Raw genomic sequence first — 19,994 nt, 5'->3', positions numbered from 1 at the left:
GAAACTTTGCGTTGGCGTTCGGGCGCGCGGATTCCCACAATCCGCCCACCACAACGAAGAGACAAGCAGCCGCTCGCCAACGCCATGCCAGCCAACGACGTATCGACCTCCCTGCCCACCGGCGCGAGCAGCGCACGCGAAGTGCGGCAAGCTGCCCGCGCCGGCCGCCTGAGCGGCCACACCAGCGGCCTGGCCAGCGCCCATGTGCAGGGCAACCTCGTGATCCTGCCGCAGGCCCATGCGGGCGACTTCCTGCGCTTCTGCCAGGCCAATCCCAAGCCCTGTCCGCTGCTCGGCGTGACCGAGGTCGGCGATCCTTCGCTCCCCGCGCTCGGCGAGGACATCGACCTGCGCAACGACCTGCCGCGCTACCGCGTCTGGCGCGAGGGCGAACTGGTCGACGAGCCCACCGACGTGCGCGCGCTGTGGCGGGACGACATGGTCGGCTTCGTCATCGGCTGCTCGTTCACCTTCGAGCATGCGCTGCTGGCCGAGGGCATCGCGCTGCGCCACGTGGCGCAGGGCCGCAACGTCGCGATGTACCGCACCGGGCTGCAGACGGTGCCGGCCGGTCCGTTCCGCGGGCCCCTGGTGGTGTCGATGCGCCCGCTGCGCGCGGCCGATGCGATCCGCGCAGTGCAGATCACCTCGCGCTTTCCGGCCGTGCACGGCGCGCCGGTGCACCTCGGCGATCCCGCGCTGATCGGCATCCGCGATATCGGCCGACCCGAGTATGGCGATGCCGTCGAGGTGATGCCCGACGAGCTGCCGGTGTTCTGGGCCTGCGGCGTGACGCCCCAGGCCGCGCTCGCGGCCGCGCGGCTGCCGCTGGCGATCACGCATGCGCCGGGCGCGATGCTGGTCACCGACCTGCCGCACCACCGGCTCGCCGCGCTGTAGCGCGCCGCCCCTGGTTCCGATCGCCGCCGGTTCCCTGGGCAGGGACCGCGCGGCGCCGTTCCCGCCCCGACCCACCCTGGAGAAGACACACCATGAAAAACAGCACCCTCGAGGCCACCGCGCCGACGCCCGTCGACGGCACGGAGGACGCCGGCGACGCCGACTGGCTGCGCACCCTGAACCCGAACGAGAAACGCACGCTCGCGGCCTCGTTCAGCGGCTACGCGGTCGATGCCTTCGACTACTACACGCTGCCGCTGGTCACGCCGATCCTGCTGTCGCTGTGGGGCATGAGCAAGACCGAGGTCGGGCTGATCGGCACCGCCACCCTGGTGGCCTCGGCGCTCGGCGGCTGGGCCGCGGGCATCCTGGCCGACCGCTATGGCCGGGTGCGCATCCTGCAGCTCACGATCCTGGTGTTCGCGATCTTCACATTCGCCTGCGGCCTGGCCCAGACGCCCGGGCAGCTGCTGGTGGCGCGCACGCTGCAGGGCCTGGGCTTCGGCGGCGAATGGGCCGTGGGCTCGGTGCTGATCGCCGAGATGATCCGGCCGGCCTACCGCGGCAAGGCGGTCGGGCTGGTGCAGAGCAGCTGGGCCGTGGGCTGGGGCGCGGCGGTGCTGGTGTCGATGGCGCTGTTCTCGTTCCTGCCACCCGAGGTCTCGTGGCGCGTGATGTTCCTGCTGGGCCTGCTGCCGGCGCTGCTGATCGTCTTCATCCGGCGCTCGATCAGCGACCCCGAGATCTACGTGCAGACCCGCGCCGCGGTGGCGCGCGGCGAGCGCAGCGGCAACTTCCTCGCGATCTTCAAGCCCGGCGTGCTCGGCACCACGGTGCTCGCGAGCCTGCTGTTCACCGGCATGCAGGGCGGCTACTACGCCATCGGCGTGTGGCTGCCGACTTTCCTGAAGAACGAGCGTCACCTGACGGTGCTGAGCTCGGGCGGCTACCAGTTCATGTTCATCGTCGGCGCCTTCGTCGGCTACCTCTGCGGCGCCTACCTGTCGGACCGCCTGGGCCGCCGCCGCGCCTTCATCCTGTTCGCCATCGGCGCCGGCCTGCTGGTCTATGCCTACACGCTGCTGCCGATCACCGACGGCCTGATGCTGCTGCTGGGCTTTCCGCTCGGCTTCTTCATGTCGGGCATCTTCAGCGGCGCGGGCGCCTTCCTGGCCGAGCTGTTCCCCAACGAACTGCGCGGTTCCGGGCAAGGCTTTTGCTACAACTTCGGGCGCGGCATCGGCGCCACCTTTCCGGCGCTGGTCGGCGTGCTGAGCGACCGCATGCACCTGCCGCTGGGCACGGCCATCGGCGTCTGCGCGGCGGTGGCCTATGCGATGGTCGTGGTGGTGGCGCTGTGCCTGCCCGAGACCCGTGGCCGCGACCTGCGCCAGAACTGACCCGATTCCGCTCCCTTTCCTCGCGAAGACCTATCCTTGTTCCCCATGACCACGCAAACCCTTCTCCCGTCCCGCTGGCAGTTCTGGATCGACCGCGGCGGCACCTTCACCGACCTCGTGGGCCGCGATCCCGAAGGCGGCCTGCACACGCTCAAGCTGCTGTCGGAGAACCCCGAGCAGTACCGCGACGCGGCCGTCGAGGGCATCCGCCGGCTGCTGAAGCTGGCACCGGGCGAGGCCGTGACGCCCGAGCGCGTGGAGTGCGTGAAGATGGGCACCACGGTGGCCACCAACGCGCTGCTCGAGCGCAAGGGCGAGCCCACGGTGCTGGTCACGACGAAGGGCTTCCGCGACGCGCTGCGCATCGCCACCCAGGCAAGGCCGCGCCTGTTCGATCGCCGCATCGTGCTGCCCGAGCTGCTGTACCGGCGCGTGATCGAGGCCGACGAGCGCATCGACGCGCAGGGCGGCACCGTGCAGGCGCTCGACGAGGCGCCGCTGCGCGCGCAGCTGCAATCCGCCTTCGACGAGGGCCTGCGCGCCTGTGCCATCGTCTTCATGCACGGCTGGCGCCACACGGCGCACGAGCTGGCGGCCGAAGGCATCGCGCGCGCCATCGGCTTCACGCAGGTGTCGGTGTCGCACAAGACCAGCCCGCTGATGAAGCTGGTGCCGCGCGGCGACACGACGGTGGTCGACGCCTACCTGAGCCCGATCTTGCGCCGCTACGTCGAGCAGGTGTCGCAGCAGATGCCGGGCGTGCCGCTGTTCTTCATGCAGAGCTCGGGCGGGCTCACGCAGGCGCACCGCTTCCAGGGCAAGGACGCGATCCTCTCGGGTCCGGCCGGCGGCATCGTCGGCATGGTGCGCACCGCGCTCGATGCTGGCCATGCGCGCGTGATCGGCTTCGACATGGGCGGCACCTCGACCGACGTGTCGCACTACGCGGGCGAGTTCGAGCGCTCGTTCGAGACCCAGGTGGCCGGCGTGCGCATGCGCGCGCCGATGATGAGCATCCACACGGTGGCGGCCGGTGGGGGCTCGATCGTCTCCTTCGACGGCGCGCGGCTGCGCGTCGGGCCCGAGTCGGCTGGCGCCAATCCCGGCCCCGCGAGCTACCGCCGCGGCGGCCCGCTGACCACCACCGACGCCAACGTGCTGCTCGGCAAGATCCAGCCCGCGCACTTCCCGCGGGTGTTCGGCCCGGGCGCCGACCAGCCGCTGGACCGCGACGCGGCCGAGCGCGGCTTCGCCGCGATGGCACGGCGCATGACCGAGGCCACGGGCCGCGCGGTCGGCGCCGAGGAGGTCGCGAGCGGCGCGCTGCGCATCGCGGTGGCGAGCATGGCCAATGCGATCAAGCGGATCTCGGTGGCGCGCGGCTACGACGTCACGCAATACACGCTGCAGTGCTTCGGCGGCGCGGGCGGCCAGCATGCCTGCCTGGTGGCCGATGCGCTGGGCATGCGCAGCGTCTACCTGCATCCGCTGGCGGGCGTGCTCTCGGCCTTCGGCATGGGGCTGGCCGACCAGCTGGCGCTGCGCGAGCGCGCGCTCGAGCGTCGGCTCGACGCGGCGGGCCTGGCCGAGGCGCGCGAGGCCGCCATCGGCCTGGCCGGGCAGGCGGTGGAGGAACTGCGCGGGCAGGGCGTGGCGGAGGCCGCGATCGAGGTGCTGCATCGCGTGCAGCTGCGCTACGAGGGCACCGACACGGCACTGCCCTGCGCGCTGCCGATGGACACGCCGGCCGCCGAGGCCATCGCAGCGATGCGCGACGAGTTCGAGCAGGCCTACCGCCGGCGCTTCGCGTTCCTGATGAGCGAGCGCGCGCTGGTGATCGAGGCGGTGGCGGTCGAGGCGGTGGGCGCGGGCGAGCGCACGCGCGCCGCGGCGGCGACCGGCACGGCCGCATCGCATGTGCCCGAGTCGCTCGCAGCCGTGCGCATGTACTGCGAGGCCGACGAAGCCGCCGCGGGCTGGCGCGATGCCGCGCTGTTCGACGAGGCCGCGCTGCGCCCCGGCGCGGTGGTCGACGGCCCGGCGATCCTGGCCGGCCGCAACGCCACCACCGTGGTCGAGCCCGGCTGGCAGGCACGCGCCACGGCCGACGGCGTGGAGCTGCACCGCGTGCGCGAGCGCGCCACCAGCCACGCGATCGGCACGCGCGCCGACCCGGTGATGCTCGAGGTCTTCAACAACCTCTTCATGAACATCGCCGAGCAGATGGGGCTGCGGCTGCAGAACACGGCCTACTCGGTCAACATCAAGGAGCGGCTCGATTTTTCGTGCGCGCTGTTCGACGTCGAGGGCAACCTGATCGCCAATGCGCCGCACATGCCGGTGCACCTGGGCTCGATGAGCGAGTCGATCAAGACCGTGATCGCCTGCAACCCCGACATGAAGCCCGGCGACGTGTTCGTGCTCAACGACCCCTACCACGGCGGCACGCACCTGCCCGACATCACGGTGGTGACGCCGGTCTACCTCGACGCGGCCGATGCGCGGCCCTCGTTCTACGTGGCCTCGCGCGGCCACCATGCCGACGTGGGCGGCATTACGCCGGGATCGATGCCGCCGTTCTCGAAGACCATCGGCGAGGAGGGCGTGCTGATCGACAACTTCAAGCTGGTGGAGGGCGGCCGGCTGCGCGAGGTCGAACTCCGCGCATTGCTCGGCGGCGGCGCGCATCCCTCGCGCAACATCGAGCAGAACCTGGCCGACCTGCGCGCGCAGATCGCGGCCAACGAGAAGGGCGTGCAGGAGCTGCAGGCCATGGTGGCGCAGTTCGGCCGCGAGACGGTGGCGGCCTACATGGGCCATGTGCAGGACAACGCCGAGGAGTCGGTGCGGCGCGTGATCACGGCGCTGAAGGACGGCGAGTTCGTGCTGCCGCTGGACAACGGCGCGCGCATCCAGGTGCGCGTGAAGGTCGACGCGGCGGCACGCTCTGCGACGGTGGACTTCAGCGGCACGAGTGCGCAATTGCCGAACAACTTCAATGCGCCGCGCGCGATCACGATGGCGGCGGTGCTCTATGTGTTTCGCACGCTGGTCGATGACGACATTCCGCTCAACGCGGGCTGCCTCAAGCCGATCGAGGTGATCGTGCCCAGCGGCTGCATGCTGAACCCGTTGCCGCCCGCGGCGGTGGTGGCCGGCAATGTCGAAACCTCGAGCTGCGTGACCAATGCGCTCTATGGTGCGCTCGGCGTGATGGCGGCGAGCCAGTGCACGATGAACAACTTCACCTTCGGCGATGGCGCGCACCAGTACTACGAGACCATCTCGGGCGGTTCCGGCGCGGGCGAAGGCTTCGACGGCACGAGCGTGGTCCAGACCCACATGACCAACTCGCGGCTCACCGATCCGGAGGTGCTGGAGTTCCGTTACCCGGTGCGGCTCGACAGCTACAGCCTGCGTTCGGGGTCGGGTGGAGCGGGGCGCTGGCGTGGTGGTGACGGGGGTGTGCGGCGGGTTCGGTTCCTGGCACCGATGACGGCTTCGATCCTCAGCAATGGGCGGCACCATGGTGCGTTTGGTGGTTCTGGTGGTGAAGCAGGGGTGGTAGGGGTCAATCGCGTGGAGCGGGCTGATGGGAGTGTCGAGGCGCTTGATCACATCGGGCAGGTGCAGATGGAAGCGGGGGATGTGTTTGTGATCGAGACGCCTGGTGGGGGTGGGTGGGGCGCTTTGGGTTGAGGTTGGGGCGGGCGCGCGCCGACGGGGTACTCCCCTCCGCGAATGTCCCCCGGCCTTCGGCCTCCTCCTTGATTTCGCTGCGGGGAGTACCCCGCCGACGCGCGCCAGACGCGCAGCGCTTGATCGGCCGGCACAACCCGAGCGCCTCCGTGCACAGGGCAGTGGGTGCTTCCCGCAGCGAAATAAAGGAGGAGCCGAAGGCGGGGGACATTCGCGGAGGGAAGTACCCGCTGTCCTGTGCACGCGCCCCGAACCTCAACAAGAAAAACCACCCCCAAGCCAACAGAAAAACTGGTTGGACGCGATGGAGCAGCGCCCCTACGCTTGCAAGACCCAGCAAGGATCTCCATGCCAGCCAACGAAGCACCAGATTTCTTCATGACCGACGGCCAGTCGGACTACCAAATGGTGCGCCCCTGGCAGAAGCCTTCACCACGAGGCAATGTCGGTGTGATCAGCCAGTTGGCGCTCGACAGCCGCGGCCGCGTGTTCGTGCTGCAGCGCTCGGCACCGCAACTGCTGATCTACGGACCCGATGGCGAGCTCGACACGGTCTACGAAAACCCCAGGCTCACCAGCGGCCACGGTCTCTTCATCGATGGGGCCGACAACGTCTACCTCGTGTCGTACGACGCCCATCAGGTGCTGGCGCTCGATGCCGCGCTCGAAACGCGTTTCGAACTCGGCCACTTCAATGCGCCGCGCTGGGGTGCGCCGTTCAATCATCCGACCGACGTGGCGGTTGCGCCCGACGGCGAGATCTATGTGAGCGATGGCTATGGCAATGCCTGCGTCCATCGCTTCTCGGCCGAGGGGCGGCATCTGCAGACCTGGGGCGGCGTGGGGCAGGGGCCCGGAGAGTTCTCGACGCCGCATGGCGTGTGGGTGCTGGCCGATGACCGCGTGGCCGTGTGCGACCGCGACAACGACCGCATCCAGCTCTTTGATCGCGAGGGGCGCTATCTGACGCAGTGGGCAGGCCTCTTGCGGCCGATGGACATCTGGTCGAACGGCCGCGAGGTGTTCGTGACTGAGCAGGCGCCGCGCGTGAGTCGGCTCGATCTCTCAGGCGCCGTGCTGGGGCGCTTTCGCACTTTCGGCGTGTATGGCCATGGCCTGTGGGGCGCGGCCGATGGCAGCCTGTTCGTGGCCGAGCAGGGGCACGGCATGCATTGCGTGACCAAGTACGAACGCATCGGGCCGGCGGGGGCGGCTGCGCTACGCTCTCGTGCATGAAAGCGTTGCCTCAGGATTTTCTCGACGTTCTGCGCCTGCCCGTGCTGCACGAGGACGACCTCGATGCGCAGGCGAGCTTCTACGACCGCGATGCGGTGTCCGACTTCTACCGCGCCACGGTGAAGGAAGGCACGGGCGACGAGGTGCTGCAGGCCGCGGCCGCGCTACTGCCCGAACTGCATCCGCTGCGCGCCGCGCTGTTCGCGATCCTCTGCGGCGGGCTGGTGGAGAACGGTGCCGATCCGCGGCTGCTGTTTCCGGCGGCGCTGCGGCGCCTGGCCCAACTGCTCGCATCGCTCGCACCCTATTGCGCCGCGGAGCCGATGGAGGACGATGAAGAAGAGGAAGCGCCCGAGGAGGAACCGGCCGACGTCCTCGCCTGGCGCGCCGCCGAAGCCGCGCTCGAGGCGCTGCCGCCGGCCGAGCGCCTGCAGGTCGAGGCGAGCCGGCAGGCGGTCGATTTGCTGGTGCTGCCGCTGATGGCGATGCTGATGCGCGACGTCCGCAACCATCGCGAACTGCTGGCCGACGAGGCGCTGCGCGCGCGCATCGAGGCGTTGTCGGTCAACGACACCTTGCCCTTCGAGGAACTGCATTTCCTGCACCGCGCCGCCCAGATGGCCTACGAGGACGAACTGGTCGTGCTGCTGCCCGCTTCGAACGCCGGAATGATCGTGCGCGCCCACGGCATCAACAACAACTTCCACGCCTTCTCGCTGTTGCAGGACCTGTTCAGCGAGCATGCCGAGACCTTGGGCATCCGGCAGCCGCTGGCCGATCGTCTCGGCGCCGATGACGAGCCGCGCGACAGCGACTCGGCGCAGTACCTCTGGCTGCAGGCCAAGGCCTATGCCGGTGGTGAACTCGTCGACCGCATGGCCTGGGCCTGGGGTGAAGGCACTTTGCGCGAGAACGCACGCCGGCAGGGACGGCTGGTGCTCGTCGCGCTGGAGACCGAAGACAAGCCCGCGCGCGGCTGGAACGGTTTCAACCAAAACTTCCACTCAGAACAGAAGCCGCAAGTGAGCCTGGTGCGCTTCCTCACGGCCGAAGAGGTAGCCACGTACCTCGTGTGACCCCGACGGCGCTTCCTCGTGCACAGGGCAGTGGGTGCTTCCCGCAGCGAAATAAAGGAGGAGGCCGAAGGCCGGGGGACATTCGCGGAGGGAAGTACCCGCTGTCCTGTGCACGCGCCCCGGACAAGAAACATAAAGGCCCTCCGAAGAGGGCCCAAAGACGCAGACCTTACATCCCCACGTAGTTAGGCCCACCGCCCCCTTCAGGCGTGACCCACACGATGTTCTGCGTCGGATCCTTGATGTCGCAGGTCTTGCAGTGCACGCAGTTCTGCGCGTTGATCTGCAGCCGCTGCTTGCCCGCGCTGCCTTCGTCGGGCACGAACTCGTATACGCCCGCCGGGCAGTAGCGGCTCTCGGGGCCCGCGAACTTCGCGAGGTTGACGTTGACCGGCACCGACGCGTCCTTCAGCGTCAGGTGGGCCGGCTGCTGTTCCTCGTGGTTGGTGTTGCTGATGAACACGCTCGAGAGCCGGTCGAAGGTGAGCTTGCCGTCGGGCTTGGGGTAGGCGATCGGCTGGCATTCCGAGGCCGGCTTCAGGTACTGGTGGTCGGGCTTGGTGCGGCGCAGGGTCCAGGGGATGTTGCCCTTGAGCAGCCATTGCTCGATGCCGTTCATCAGCGTCGCGACCAGCAGGCCCTTCTTGAACCAGGCCTTGAAGTTGCGCGCCTTCTTGAGTTCGGCATGCAGCCAGCTCTTCTCGAAGGCCGCCGGGTAGGCCGTGAGCTCGTCGTGCTGGCGGCCGGCCTGCAGCGCGTCGAAGGCGGCTTCGGCGGCCAGCATGCCGGTCTTGATCGCGGCATGGCTGCCCTTGATGCGGCTCACGTTGAGGTAGCCGGCCTCGCAGCCGACCAGCGCGCCGCCCGGGAACACCGTCTTGGGCAGCGACTGCAGGCCGCCGGCCGTGATCGCGCGCGCGCCGTAGCCGATGCGCTTGGCGGGCTTGATGCCCTTGGCCTCGTCGCCTTCGAGATACCAGCGGATGTTGGGATGCAGCTTCCAGCGCTGCATTTCCTCGAACGGGCTCAGGTACGGGTTGCTGTAGTCCAGGCCGGTGATGAAGCCCATGGTGACCTTGTTGTCCTCCATGTGATAGAGGAAGGCGCCGCCGTAGGTGTCGCTCTTCATCGGCCAGCCGGCCGTGTGCAGCACGAAGCCGGGCACGTGGCGCTTGGGGTCGATCTCCCAGACTTCCTTGACGCCCAGGCCGTAGGTCTGCGGATCCTTGCCCTCGTCGAGCTTGAACTTGGCGATCAGCTGGCGGCCCAGGTGGCCGCGCGCGCCCTCGGCGAACACCGTGTACTTGCCCAGCAACTCCATGCCGAGCTGGAAGTTCTCGGTCGGCTCGCCGTCCTTGCCCACGCCCATGTTGCCGGTGGCGACGCCGCGCACGGCCCCCTTCTCGTCGTAGAGCACCTCGGCGGCCGGGAAGCCCGGGAAGATCTCGACGCCGAGGTTCTCGGCCTGCTGCGCCAGCCACTTGGTGAAGGCGCCGAGGCTGATGATGTAGTTGCCGTGGTTCTGGAAGCAGTCGGGCAGGAAGGCGTTGGGCGTGCGCAGGCTGGCCTTCTCGCCCAGGAACACCATCGCGTCGTCGGTCACGGGCTGGTTCAGCGGCGCGCCGAGTTCCTTCCAGTCGGGCAGCAGTTCGTTGAGCGCGCGCGGGTCCATGATGGCGCCCGACAGGATGTGGGCGCCGGGCTCCGAGCCCTTCTCGAGCACCACGACCGAGACCTCCTTCTCGTGCTGGGCGGCGAGCTGCTTCAAGCGGATCGCGGTCGAGAGTCCGGCCGGCCCGCCACCGACGACGACGACGTCGTACTCCATGGCTTCGCGGGGACCGTACTGGGCAAGGATTTCGTCGTGGGTCATGGGGGTCTCGTCGATATGATGGGAGGCACTGGCGCTTCGTGGCTGCCGGGCATTTTATGCGGGCGCCACGGGCCGCCCCCGCGGGGCGTGTCGCCCGTGTTTTCACGTCGCCTTCGCGACTCCACAGGAACAGCACTCCATGGCGTACAGCATCGATCTCTCGGGCCGCGTGGCCTTCGTCACCGGCGCCTCGAGCGGCCTCGGCGCGCAGTTCGCGAAAACGCTCGCGCGCGCCGGTGCCGCCGTGGTGCTCGCGAGCCGGCGCGTCGACAAGCTCAAGGAGCTGCGCGCGCGCATCCAGGGCGAGGGCGGCGACGCCCACGTGGTCGAGCTCGACGTGACCGACATCGGAAGCATCAAGGCGGCGGTGGCCCGCGCCGAGACCGAGGTCGGCGCCATCGACGTGCTGGTCAACAACTCGGGCGTGAGCACCACCCAGCGGCTGCAGGACGTGACGCCCGAGGACTACGACTTCATCTTCGACGCCAACCTCAAGGGCTCGTTCTTCGTCGCGCAGGAAGTCGGCAAGCGCATGCTGGCGCGTGCCAAGGGCGCGGCGCCGGGCACCTACATCGGCGGGCGCATCATCAACATCGCCTCGGTGGCCGGGCTCAAGGTGCTGCCGCAGATCGGCGTCTACGCCATGAGCAAGGCCGCGCTGATCCAGATGACAAAGGCCATGGCGCTTGAATGGGGCCGCTTCGGCATCAACGTCAACGCGCTGTGCCCGGGCTACATCGAGACCGAGATCAACGAATCGCACTGGAGCACCGAGGGCGGCGCCAAGCTCGTGAGCATGCTGCCGCGCAAGCGCGTGGGCAAGCCCGAGGACCTCGACGGCCTGATCGTGCTGCTGGCCAGTGGCGAGAGCCATTTCGTGAACGGCGCCGTGATCGCCGCCGACGACGGGTTCGCACTCTGAGCCCGCGCGCCTGGTTCGGGGTCGCGGCCGGCCTGGGCGCGGGGGCGCTCTGGGGACTGGTGTTCGTCGTGCCGCGCATGGTCGGGGACTTCGCCATGGTCGACATCGTCTCGGCGCGCTTCGCCGTCTTCGGCGCCGTGTCGGCGCTGGCCGTGTTCGCGCGGCCCGCGGCGCAGCGCTGGCCCACGGGGCGCCAGGCGCTGGCCGCGCTCGGCCTCAGCGTGCTGGGCTTCAGCGGCTATTACCTGCTGCTGGCCTTCGGCATCGTGGCCGCGGGCACCGAGGTGCCCAGCCTCATCATCGGCACCATCCCGGTCTGGATGATGCTGCTGGGCCGCCCGCCGGGGCTGCGCATGGCCGCGCTGCTGCCCGGCCTGCTGCTCACCGGCGCCGGCATCGCGCTGATGATCTGGGGCGCGTGGTCGGCGCAGCAGGGCGGCGCGCACGGCGGCGGGCGTTTCGCCTGGGGCATCGTGCTCTCGCTCGGCGCGATGGCGAGCTGGACCGTCTACGGCCTGCTCAACGCGGCCTGGCTGCAGCGCCACACCGAGATCCACGCGGCCGACTGGGCCAACTGGCTCGGCATCGCCACCGGCCTGGGCGCCGTCGGCCTCTGGCTCGCGGCCGGCAGCGACCTCGCGGCGCTGCGGGCCCAGCCCGACGGCCTGCTGTTCGTCGTGCTGGCGCTCGCGGGCGGCTTCGGCTCCTCGTGGCTCGCCACCATCCTCTGGAACATCGCGAGCCAGCGGCTGTCGGCCAGCCTCTGCGGCCAGCTCATCGTGAGCGAGACGCTGTTCGCGCTGGTCTATTCCTTCGTCTGGGACGGCCGCTGGCCGCAGGCCACCGAGCTGGTGGCTGCGCTGCTGTTCGTCCTCGGCATCCTCGCCTCGATCAAGGCCCACCGATGAGAATCGAAATCCCCGAGAAGAAGAAACTGGTCTATGAAATGTCGATCCCGATCCGCTGGGGCGACATGGATGCGATGGGCCACCTCAACAACGGCACCTACTTCCGCTACCTCGAGACCGCGCGCATCGACTGGATGCATTCGATCGGCTTCGAGCCCGAGCCCGGCGGCGAGGGCATGGTGATCGTGAACGCCTTCTGCAACTTCTACCGCCAGATCGAGTACCCGGGCAACGTGCTGCTCAAGATGTACGTGAGCGATCCGGGCCGCACCACCTTCGAGAGCTGGGCCACGATGGCGCGTGCCGACCAGCCCGATGTGATCTGCGCCGCGGGCGGCGCGACCACGATCTGGGTCGACTTCCCGAAGCAGAAGGCGCTGGCGCTGCCCGACTGGCTGCGCGCGCTGGTCAGCGGCGACTGACCGTGGGCGCCGGCGTTCAGGCCGGCCGCAGCACGATCCGCGCCTCGAAGCCCTGGGCCGCGCCAGGCGGCGGCGAGGCCAGCTCGAGCTTCGCGCCATGCTTCTCGACGATGGTGCTCACGATCGAGATGCCGAGGCCGTAGCCGGCGCGGTCGGAGCTGTGGCGCACATGGCGCTCGCGCAAGGTCGCGAGCTGCTCGGCGCTGACGCCCGGACCGGCATCGCGCACCGCGAGCACGCAGGGCGCCATCACCTCGATCACCACGCGGCCGTCGCCGCCATAGCGCAGCGCGTTCTCCGCCAGGTTGCGCAGCGCGATCGCGAGCGCGTCGACGTCGCCCAAGGCCACCGGCGCGACGCTGTCGGGCACCTTGAGCGCGAGGCGCTCGGCATGCTGCGGGTCCTGCCAGAACTCCTGCGCGACCGTGCCGGCCAGCTGCACCAGGTCGACCCGCGCGCGCGCCAGCGAGGCGCCCGATTCGGCGCGCGAGAGCTGCAGCAGCTTCTCGGCGCGGTGGCTCAGGGTGCGCAGCGCGTCGAGCGCGGCCTGCACGTCGTTGCGCTGCAGGTCGTGCTCGAGCGCGGTCTGCAGCCGCAGCCGCGCGGCCGCCAGCGGCGTGCGCAGCTCGTGCGCGGCATTGGCCGCGAGCGCGCGCTCCACGTCGAGCGAATGCGACAGGCGCTCCAGCAGCAGGTTGACGTGGTCGCCCACGGTGCGCAGCTCGCGCGGCAGGTTGGGCAGGGCGATCGGGCGCAGGTCGGCGCCGCTGCGCTGCTCGATCTCGCCGGTGAGCCGCTGCAGCACGCGCAGCTCGGTGCGCGCCACGTTGCGCAGCACCAGCGCCAGCAGCGGCAGCACCGCGCCGAACGGGATGATCAGGCCGAACAGCGTGCGGTTGAGCGCGCGGCGGCGCTCGTCGAGCGGATCGGCCACCTGGAAGAACAGGCCCAGCGTGGGATGGCGCACGGTGTAGATGCGCCAGTTCGGGTTGTTCGCGAAGCCGGCGGCCAGCGGCACGTCGAAGGTGTCCTCGGGCGCCTCGGCCGAGCGCAGCAGCACGTGCTCGTGCAGGTCGACGATCTGGTAGATCACCGCATCCTCCGAGAACAGCTGCTTGGGCGCGATCAGCGGCGCACGCGGCGGCTCCTGGCCCGGGTGCTGCAGCTTCTCGAGCTCCTGCACCGCCATCGCGAACATGCGGTGCGAGACCTCGACCAGCTCGTTGTCGAAGTTGTGGTTGATCTCGCGGTCCACGTACCAGACCACCGCGAACACGCACAGCAGCCAGACGCCGCCGACCCACAGGATCAGCGTGCGCGTGAGCCGGCCGGCCAGGGTGTCGCGCTCGCTGCGCGCGCGAGGTGCCGCCGCTTCGGTCATCGGCTATTCCTCCTCGTCGGCCGAGAGCCGGTAGCCGAGCCCGCGCAGGGTCTGGATGTGGCTGCGGCCGAGCTTGCGCCGCAGCCGGCTGATGAAGACCTCGAGCGTGTTGCTGTCGGCCTCGTCGCCGAAGCCGTAGAGCGCATCCGCCAGGTTCTCGCGCGTGTGGATGCGCTCGGGCCGCGTGGCCATCACGCGCAGCAGCGCCCATTCCTTCTGCGTCAGCGTCACCGGCTGGCCGTCGCGGCGCACGCGGTCGTGCGCGATGTCGATCTCGAGCGTGCCCAGCTGCAGCACCGGCGAGTTGCCCGCGCTGCGCCGGCGCTCCACCGCGCGCAGCCGCGCCAGCAGCTCGGCCGGGTCGTAGGGCTTGATCAGGTAGTCGTCGGCACCGGCATCGAGGCCGCGGATGCGGTCGGTGACCTGGTCGCGCGCGGTCAGCACGATGACGATCGGCGGTTCGCGCAGCGCGCGCACCTGGGGCAGCAGCGAGAGGCCGTCGCCGTCGCCCAGGTGCAGGTCGAGCAGCACCGCCGCGTACTGCACCGAGAGCAGCGCGCCGCGCGCATCGGCGAGGCTGGGTGCCACGTCGACCACGAAGGCCTTGGCCAGCAGGTAGCCGCAGACGGCATCCGCCAGCGCCACATCGTCTTCGACCAGCAGTATGCGCACGCGGTGGCACTCCTCGGATTCGGTGGGAAAGCCGCAGTCTAGCGTCCGGACCGCGGTCAGCTTCCGCTCAGCCGGCTTCAGCTTCGGTTCAGGTGGCTTCAGCCCTGGTTCATTCGCACGGCCTAGGCTGGCCCCTATTTTTGCCGATGGCCGCTTTTGCTTCGATGACCCGCCGTATCCCGAACCTTCGCCTGGGCGCCTGGACCCTGATCTCGTTTGCGCTGCTGTTGCTCTGGGATGCCGCCGGGGCCGACCTGCCGCTGGCGCGCTGGATGGGCACGCCGATGGGTTTTCCGCTGCGCGAGAACCCGTTCCTGGTCCACGTGATGCACACCGGCGCCAAGAACCTGAGCTGGGCGCTGCTGGTCGCGCTGTTCCTCGCGATCCGCTGGCCCGTGGGCTTCCTGCGGCGGCTCGACCGCGCGAGCCGCGCGCAGCTGGCGCTGACCGTGCTGGCCTCGGTGTTCGCCGTCAGCCTGCTGAAGCACGCGAGCCACACCAGCTGCCCCTGGGACCTGCAGGAATTCGGCGGCATGGCGCACTACGTCTCGCACTGGTCCTGGGGCGTGCGCGACGGCGGCCCGGGCGGCTGCTTCCCGGCCGGCCATGCGTCCACCGCCTTCGCCTACCTCGGCGGCTACTTCGTGCTGCGGCGCGTCGCCCCCCGCATCGCGCTGGCCTGGCTGGCTGCGGCCCTGGTCGGCGGCCTGCTGCTCGGCGTGACGCAGCAACTGCGCGGCGCCCACTACATGAGCCACACCCTCTGGAGCGGCTGGGTCTGCTGGACGGTGGGCCTCGCCATCGACATGGTGATCCGTCGCGCCCGCCGCTCGACGGATGTTGTTGCGTTGCAGCAAGCCTGAACGCTGCCTGAACTGCAAGTTCAGGCTCCTTTCAGGCCCGCTTCCTACATTTGTCGCATGTCTGTCACGCGCATAGAGCCCGCGCCGCTCCGGTCCGGCCTCCCCTCGATCTCCGAATCCTCGTCGGGCCCCGCGTCCGAAACCCCCTGGGAGGCGGTGCGCCAATGGCTGGAGCGGCCGCGATCGGCTCGCCAGATGGTGCTGTGGCTGGCCCTGTACCTGGGCCTGGCCGCCAACTGGCCGCTGTGGAACGAACTGGCCCGCATCGGCGGCGCGCCCAGCACCTACCTGCCGACCATCGCCGCGATGAGCCTGCTGAGCTTCTGCGGCACGGTCGCGATGCTCTCGTTCACCGCCTGGACGCGCTGGATGAAGCCGCTGTGGCTGGCGGTGGCCGTGCTGGCGGCGCTGGTGCAGCACTACATGCTCGAGTACCGCGTGGTCATGGACCCGACCATGATCGCCAACGTGCTGCAGACCGATCCCAACGAGGCGCGCGACCTGCTGAGCTGGCGCATGGGCTTCAACCTGCTGGTGGTGATCGCGCCGGTCGGCTTCGTGCTCTGGTTCGCGCGCATCACGCCGATGCGCCTGATCTCGCAGCTGTGGCGCAACGCCGTGCTGTTGCTGCTCATGGTGGCCGTCGCGCTGGTCGCGGCCGTGGCCATGAACCGGCAACTGGCGCCGCTGATGCGCAACAACGTGCACCTGCGCTACATGATGAACCCGATCGCCAGCCTCTACTCGACCGGCGCCGTGTTCATCAAGCCGCTGTTCAAGCGCAGCGGCAAGCTGATCCCGATCACGGCGGGCACCACGCTCGGTGCCAGCTACGCGGCCCAGCAGAAGCCGCCGCTGTTCGTGGTGGTGGTGGGCGAGACCGCGCGCGCCGACCACTTCGGCCTCAACGGCTATGCGCGCGACACCACGCCCGAACTCGCGAAGCGCGACGTGCTGAGCTACCGCACGGTGTATTCCTGCGGCACCAACACGCTGGCCTCGGTGCCCTGCATGTTCTCGCCGCTGGGCAAGCAGGGCTACGAATCGCGCAAGGACGACTACGAGAACCTGGTCGACGTGCTGCAGGCCGCCGGGCTGGCCGTGTTCTGGCTCGACAACCAGGCCGGCTGCAAGGACGTCTGCACCCGCATTCCCAATGCCTCGGCCCTCGACAACCTGCCGCCCGCCACCAAGAGCGCGCTGTGCGACGGCGAGGAGTGCCTCGACGACGTGATGCTCGAGGGCCTCGATGCGCGCATCGCCGCGCTGCCGGCCGAGCGCCGCGCCAAGGGCGTGGTGCTGGTGATGCACCAGATGGGCAGCCACGGGCCGGCCTACTACAAGCGCTCGGGCGCCGACATGAAGCGCTTCCAGCCCGAGTGCAAGACCAATGCGCTCGCCGAGTGCGGCCATACCGAGCTGATGAACGTCTACGACAACTCGATCGCGCAGACCGACCGCTTCCTCGGCCGCACCATCGACTGGCTCAAGGGCCAGTCGAAGCAGTACGACCCGGGCCTGCTCTACGTGAGCGACCATGGCGAGTCGCTGGGCGAGTTCGGCCTGTTCCTGCACGGCGTGCCCTACAGCTTCGCGCCCGAGGCACAGAAGCACGTGCCCATGGTCACCTGGTTCAGCGCCGGCCTGAGCGAGCGCCGCAAGCTGTCGCGCCCGTGCATGGAGGCCGGCCTCGATGCACCGCTCACCCACGACAACCTTTATCACACGGTGCTGGGCCTGATGGACGTCAACACGCCGACCTACAAGCCCGCGCTCGATGCGCTGGCCACCTGCCGCAAGGGCGGCGCGGCCTGAGCGCCGGCAGCGCCGCTTATTTCTTTTCGCGCGGCAGCCGCCCCATCAGGAAGAACTCGGGATTCGGCTGCATGCCGCTGAAGCTCGCGAGCCGATTGCTCAAGCCGAAGAAGGCGGTGATGGCCGCGATGTCCCAGATGTCCTCGTCGTCGAAGCCGTGCGCGTGCAGCGGCGCGAAGTCGCTGTCGTCGATCTCGTGCGAGCGTTCGCAGACCTTCATCGCGAAGTCGAGCATTGCGCGCTGGCGCGGCGTGATGTCGGCCTTGCGGTAGTTGACCGCCACCTGGTCGGCCACCAGCGGCTTCTTCTCGTAGATGCGCAGCAGCGCGCCGTGCGCCACCACGCAGTAGAGGCACTGGTTGGCCGCGCTGGTCGTGGTCACGATCATCTCGCGGTCGCCCTTGGTGAGCGAGCCTTCCTCCTTGAGCATCAGCGCGTCGTGGTAGGCGAAGAAGGCGCGCCATTCGGCGGGCCGGCGCGCGAGCGCGAGGAACACATTGGGCACGAAGCCGGCCTTTTCCTGCACCGCGAGGATCGCGGTGCGGATGTCTTCGGGCAGGTCGGCGAGTTCGGCGAGGGGGTAGCGGGTGGTCATGGTGTCTCCGGGTGGTTCTGCGCGCCATCATAGGCACGCCGGCCCCGTGGCTACGCGCCTGGCAGCGCCGGCGCACCGCCACCCGCCTCCAGCACCGCCAGATCGCTCTCGTCCTTGAGCCCCACGCCGCTGAGCCCGCGCCGCAGCGCCTCGCGCATCAGCCAGGCCAGCTTGAAGGCCGCGAGTTCGTACGACAGGCCTTCGGGCCGCACGTTCGAGATGCAGTTGCGCTCGGCATCGTGGCGGCCCTTGCGTGGCGCGTGGGTCAGGTAGATGCCGAGGCTGTCGGGCGAGCTGAGGCCGGGCCGTTCCCCGATCAGCATCACCGAGAGCGTGGCGCCGAACAGTTCGGCCACCTCGTCGGCGAGCGCGACGCGCGCCTGGGTCGCGATGACGACGGGGGCGAAGCGGGTATCGGGCGGCAGGTGAGGGCGCAGCGCCGCGAGCAGCGGCGCCGCGTGGCGCGCGACCGCGAGCGAGGACAGGCCGTCGCCGATCACGATGCAGACATCGGCCGATCCGTCGACGTCGGCGCGCAACCGGTCCGCGTCGCCGGCATCGAGCTGCCGCCCCAGGTCCGGCCGCCGCAGGTAGGTGGCGCGGTCCTCGGCGCGGCTGCGGGCACGCACGGCCTGCCAGCCGTCGTGATGCAGCGCGGCTTCGAGCGCTTCGACGTCGAGTGCCGCATGGATCGCATCGCGCGCCATCGCATGGGCCCAGCCGAAGCGCAGCGTCTCGTCGGTCGGCATGCCGGCGCCGGCGCGGCCCAGCGCGAGCCGCGCGGGCGTGGCCGAGCGCCACTGGCCCCAGGGGTTGGGTGTGACAGCGTCGCTCATGAAGACAGCGCCGACAGGGCGCTCATATCGGCCAGCAGCCGGTTGGAAGTGGGCGGCGCGATCCGCCCCGCCGCATCGGTGATCTGCATGCGCTGCAGCCAGGCCTCGAACTCGGGCGCGCGCTTCAGGCCCAGGGTCTGGCGCAGGAACAGCGCGTCGTGGAACGAGGTGCTCTGGTAGTTGAGCATCACGTCGTCGGCGCCCGGGATGCCCATGATGAAGTTGATGCCCGCGGTGCCCAGCAGCACCAGCAGGTTGTCCATGTCGTCCTGGTCGGCCTCGGCATGGTTGGTGTAGCAGATGTCGCAGCCGATCGGCAGGCCCATGAGCTTGCCGCAGAAGTGGTCCTCGAGGCCGGCGCGGATGATCTGCTTGCCGTCGTACAGGTACTCGGGGCCGATGAAGCCGACCACGGTGTTGATGAGCAGCGGCTTGTAGCGGCGCGCCAGCGCATAGGCGCGCACCTCGCAGGTCTGCTGGTCGACGCCGAAGTTGGCATTGGCCGACAGCGCGCTGCCCTGGCCGGTCTCGAAATACATGAGGTTGTCGCCGACGGTGCCGCGCTGGAGCGACTGCGCGGCGTCGTGGGCCTCGGCCAGCAGCTCGGGCGTGACGCCGAACGAGAGGTTGGCCTTCTCGGTGCCCGCGATCGACTGGAACACCAGGTCGACCGGCGCGCCGGCCTCGGCCAGGCGCAGCGTGTTGGTGACGTGCGTGAGCACGCAGCTCTGGGTGGGGATCTCGAAGCGCTGGATCAGTTCGTCGAGCATGTGCAGCAGGCGACCGAGCACCGGCAGGCTGTCGGACACCGGGTTCAGGCCGATCACCGCGTCGCCCGCGCCGTAGAGCAGGCCGTCGAGCGTGGAGGCGGCCACGCCGCGCAGGTCGTCGGTCGGGTGGTTGGGCTGCAGCCGCACCGCGAGGTGGCCGGGCAGGCCGATGGTGTCGCGAAAGCGCGTGACCACGTTGCACTTCTTCGCGACCGAGACCAGGTCCTGGTTGCGCATGAGCTTCGACACCGCCGCCACCATCTCGGGCGTGAGGCCCGGCGCGAGGGCCGTGAGCGCCGCGGTGTCCGCCTGCTCCGACAGCAGCCAGTTGCGGAAGTCGCCGACCGTGAGGTGCGAGACCGGCGCGAAGGCCCGTGCATCGTGGCCGTCGATGATCAGCCGCGTGATGTTGTCGCTCTCGTAGGGGATCAGTGCCTCGTTGAGGAACTGCGCGAGCGGCGTGTCGGCCAGCACGTGGCGCGCGGCCATGCGCTGCTGCGCGGTGGCCGCGCCGATGCCCGCGAGGTAGTCGCCCGAGCGCGCGGGACTGGCCGCGGCCATGACCTGGCGCAGGTCGTCGAAGGAAAAGCCCTGGCCGGCGATGGTGGTGCGGTAGCGCATCGTTC

General features: G+C 69.7%; 16 protein-coding genes. 10 read left to right on the top strand and 6 right to left on the bottom strand.

Going from position 1 to position 19,994, the window contains the following annotated elements; genetic code table 11:
• The first annotated feature begins 84 nt into the window (after positions 1 to 84).
• The 5 genes from AC07RV_RS21350 to AC07RV_RS21330 all read left to right on the top strand — a co-directional run bounded on the left by AC07RV_RS21350 (position 85) and on the right by AC07RV_RS21330 (position 8,311).
• Positions 85 to 900: a putative hydro-lyase gene (locus AC07RV_RS21350; protein ID WP_296782087.1), complete on the top strand. Its 816-nt coding sequence runs from the start codon at positions 85 to 87 to the stop codon at positions 898 to 900.
• 92 nt (positions 901 to 992) lie between these two features.
• Positions 993 to 2,300, top strand: a complete 1,308-nt coding sequence (locus AC07RV_RS21345) for an MFS transporter (RefSeq protein WP_296782086.1) — start codon at positions 993 to 995, stop codon at positions 2,298 to 2,300.
• Positions 2,301 to 2,345: 45 nt separating this feature from the next.
• Complete coding sequence (locus AC07RV_RS21340) at positions 2,346 to 5,999, top strand: hydantoinase B/oxoprolinase family protein (RefSeq protein ID WP_296782085.1); 3,654 nt, start codon at positions 2,346 to 2,348, stop codon at positions 5,997 to 5,999.
• 348 nt (positions 6,000 to 6,347) lie between these two features.
• Positions 6,348 to 7,235 carry a 6-bladed beta-propeller gene (locus tag AC07RV_RS21335; protein ID WP_296782084.1) on the top strand — a complete coding sequence of 296 codons (888 nt, stop codon included), beginning with the start codon at positions 6,348 to 6,350 and terminating at the stop codon, positions 7,233 to 7,235.
• Complete coding sequence (locus tag AC07RV_RS21330; RefSeq protein ID WP_296782083.1) at positions 7,232 to 8,311, top strand: hypothetical protein; 1,080 nt, start codon at positions 7,232 to 7,234, stop codon at positions 8,309 to 8,311. The genes AC07RV_RS21335 and AC07RV_RS21330 overlap by 4 nt, the downstream gene beginning before the upstream one ends.
• Positions 8,312 to 8,480: 169 nt before the next feature.
• On the opposite strand, the gene AC07RV_RS21325 is transcribed toward AC07RV_RS21330, so the two are convergent.
• Positions 8,481 to 10,184, bottom strand: coding sequence for an electron transfer flavoprotein-ubiquinone oxidoreductase (locus tag AC07RV_RS21325; RefSeq protein ID WP_296782082.1), 1,704 nt, complete (start codon positions 10,182 to 10,184; stop codon positions 8,481 to 8,483).
• Between the two features lie 139 nt (positions 10,185 to 10,323).
• Here AC07RV_RS21325 and AC07RV_RS21320 point away from each other — a divergent pair, with 139 nt between their 5' ends.
• The 3 genes from AC07RV_RS21320 to AC07RV_RS21310 all read left to right on the top strand — a co-directional run bounded on the left by AC07RV_RS21320 (position 10,324) and on the right by AC07RV_RS21310 (position 12,436).
• Complete coding sequence (locus AC07RV_RS21320) at positions 10,324 to 11,106, top strand: SDR family oxidoreductase (protein WP_093344855.1); 783 nt, start codon at positions 10,324 to 10,326, stop codon at positions 11,104 to 11,106.
• A gap of 77 nt (positions 11,107 to 11,183) precedes the next feature.
• A complete protein-coding gene (locus AC07RV_RS21315; protein ID WP_366929008.1) occupies positions 11,184 to 12,014 on the top strand; it encodes a DMT family transporter in 831 nt (276 codons plus the stop codon).
• Positions 12,011 to 12,436, top strand: a complete 426-nt coding sequence (locus tag AC07RV_RS21310) for an acyl-CoA thioesterase (RefSeq protein WP_093344850.1) — start codon at positions 12,011 to 12,013, stop codon at positions 12,434 to 12,436. Before AC07RV_RS21315 ends, AC07RV_RS21310 begins: the two co-directional genes overlap by 4 nt.
• A 16-nt stretch (positions 12,437 to 12,452) precedes the next feature.
• Here the strand turns inward: AC07RV_RS21310 and AC07RV_RS21305 are convergent, their stop codons facing one another.
• Both AC07RV_RS21305 and AC07RV_RS21300 read right to left on the bottom strand, forming a co-directional pair.
• Positions 12,453 to 13,817: a sensor histidine kinase gene (locus tag AC07RV_RS21305; protein WP_296782081.1), complete on the bottom strand. Its 1,365-nt coding sequence runs from the start codon at positions 13,815 to 13,817 to the stop codon at positions 12,453 to 12,455.
• A 3-nt stretch (positions 13,818 to 13,820) separates the two neighbouring features.
• Positions 13,821 to 14,489: a winged helix-turn-helix domain-containing protein gene (locus AC07RV_RS21300; RefSeq protein ID WP_093344845.1), complete on the bottom strand. Its 669-nt coding sequence runs from the start codon at positions 14,487 to 14,489 to the stop codon at positions 13,821 to 13,823.
• A 164-nt stretch (positions 14,490 to 14,653) separates the two neighbouring features.
• On the opposite strand from AC07RV_RS21300, the gene AC07RV_RS21295 reads away from it, so the two are divergent.
• Together AC07RV_RS21295 and AC07RV_RS21290 are read left to right on the top strand one after the other, a co-directional pair.
• Positions 14,654 to 15,352, top strand: a complete 699-nt coding sequence (locus AC07RV_RS21295; protein WP_296782080.1) for a phosphatase PAP2 family protein — start codon at positions 14,654 to 14,656, stop codon at positions 15,350 to 15,352.
• A 57-nt stretch (positions 15,353 to 15,409) separates the two neighbouring features.
• A complete protein-coding gene (locus AC07RV_RS21290) occupies positions 15,410 to 17,167 on the top strand; it encodes a phosphoethanolamine transferase (protein ID WP_296782079.1) in 1,758 nt (585 codons plus the stop codon).
• 16 nt (positions 17,168 to 17,183) lie between these two features.
• Here the strand turns inward: AC07RV_RS21290 and AC07RV_RS21285 are convergent, their stop codons facing one another.
• The 3 genes from AC07RV_RS21285 to AC07RV_RS21275 are packed head-to-tail and all read right to left on the bottom strand — an operon-like array spanning position 17,184 to position 19,989.
• On the bottom strand, positions 17,184 to 17,762 hold the full coding sequence (locus AC07RV_RS21285) for a peroxidase-related enzyme (protein WP_093344841.1): 579 nt from the start codon (positions 17,760 to 17,762) through the stop codon (positions 17,184 to 17,186).
• Between the two features lie 50 nt (positions 17,763 to 17,812).
• Positions 17,813 to 18,598 (bottom strand): ethanolamine ammonia-lyase subunit EutC, encoded by a 786-nt coding sequence (eutC, locus tag AC07RV_RS21280; protein ID WP_296782078.1) that lies wholly within the window; start codon positions 18,596 to 18,598, stop codon positions 17,813 to 17,815.
• Entirely contained in the window at positions 18,595 to 19,989 is a 1,395-nt protein-coding gene (locus AC07RV_RS21275; protein ID WP_296782077.1) for an ethanolamine ammonia-lyase subunit EutB, read from the bottom strand. Before AC07RV_RS21275 ends, eutC begins: the two co-directional genes overlap by 4 nt.
• Positions 19,990 to 19,994 lie beyond the last annotated feature (5 nt).

Source organism: Variovorax sp. GW821-FHT09B01 (assembly GCF_059418345.1).
The sequence above is the reverse complement of the archived record's forward strand: the minus strand, read 5'-3'. Positions and strand labels throughout refer to the sequence as shown.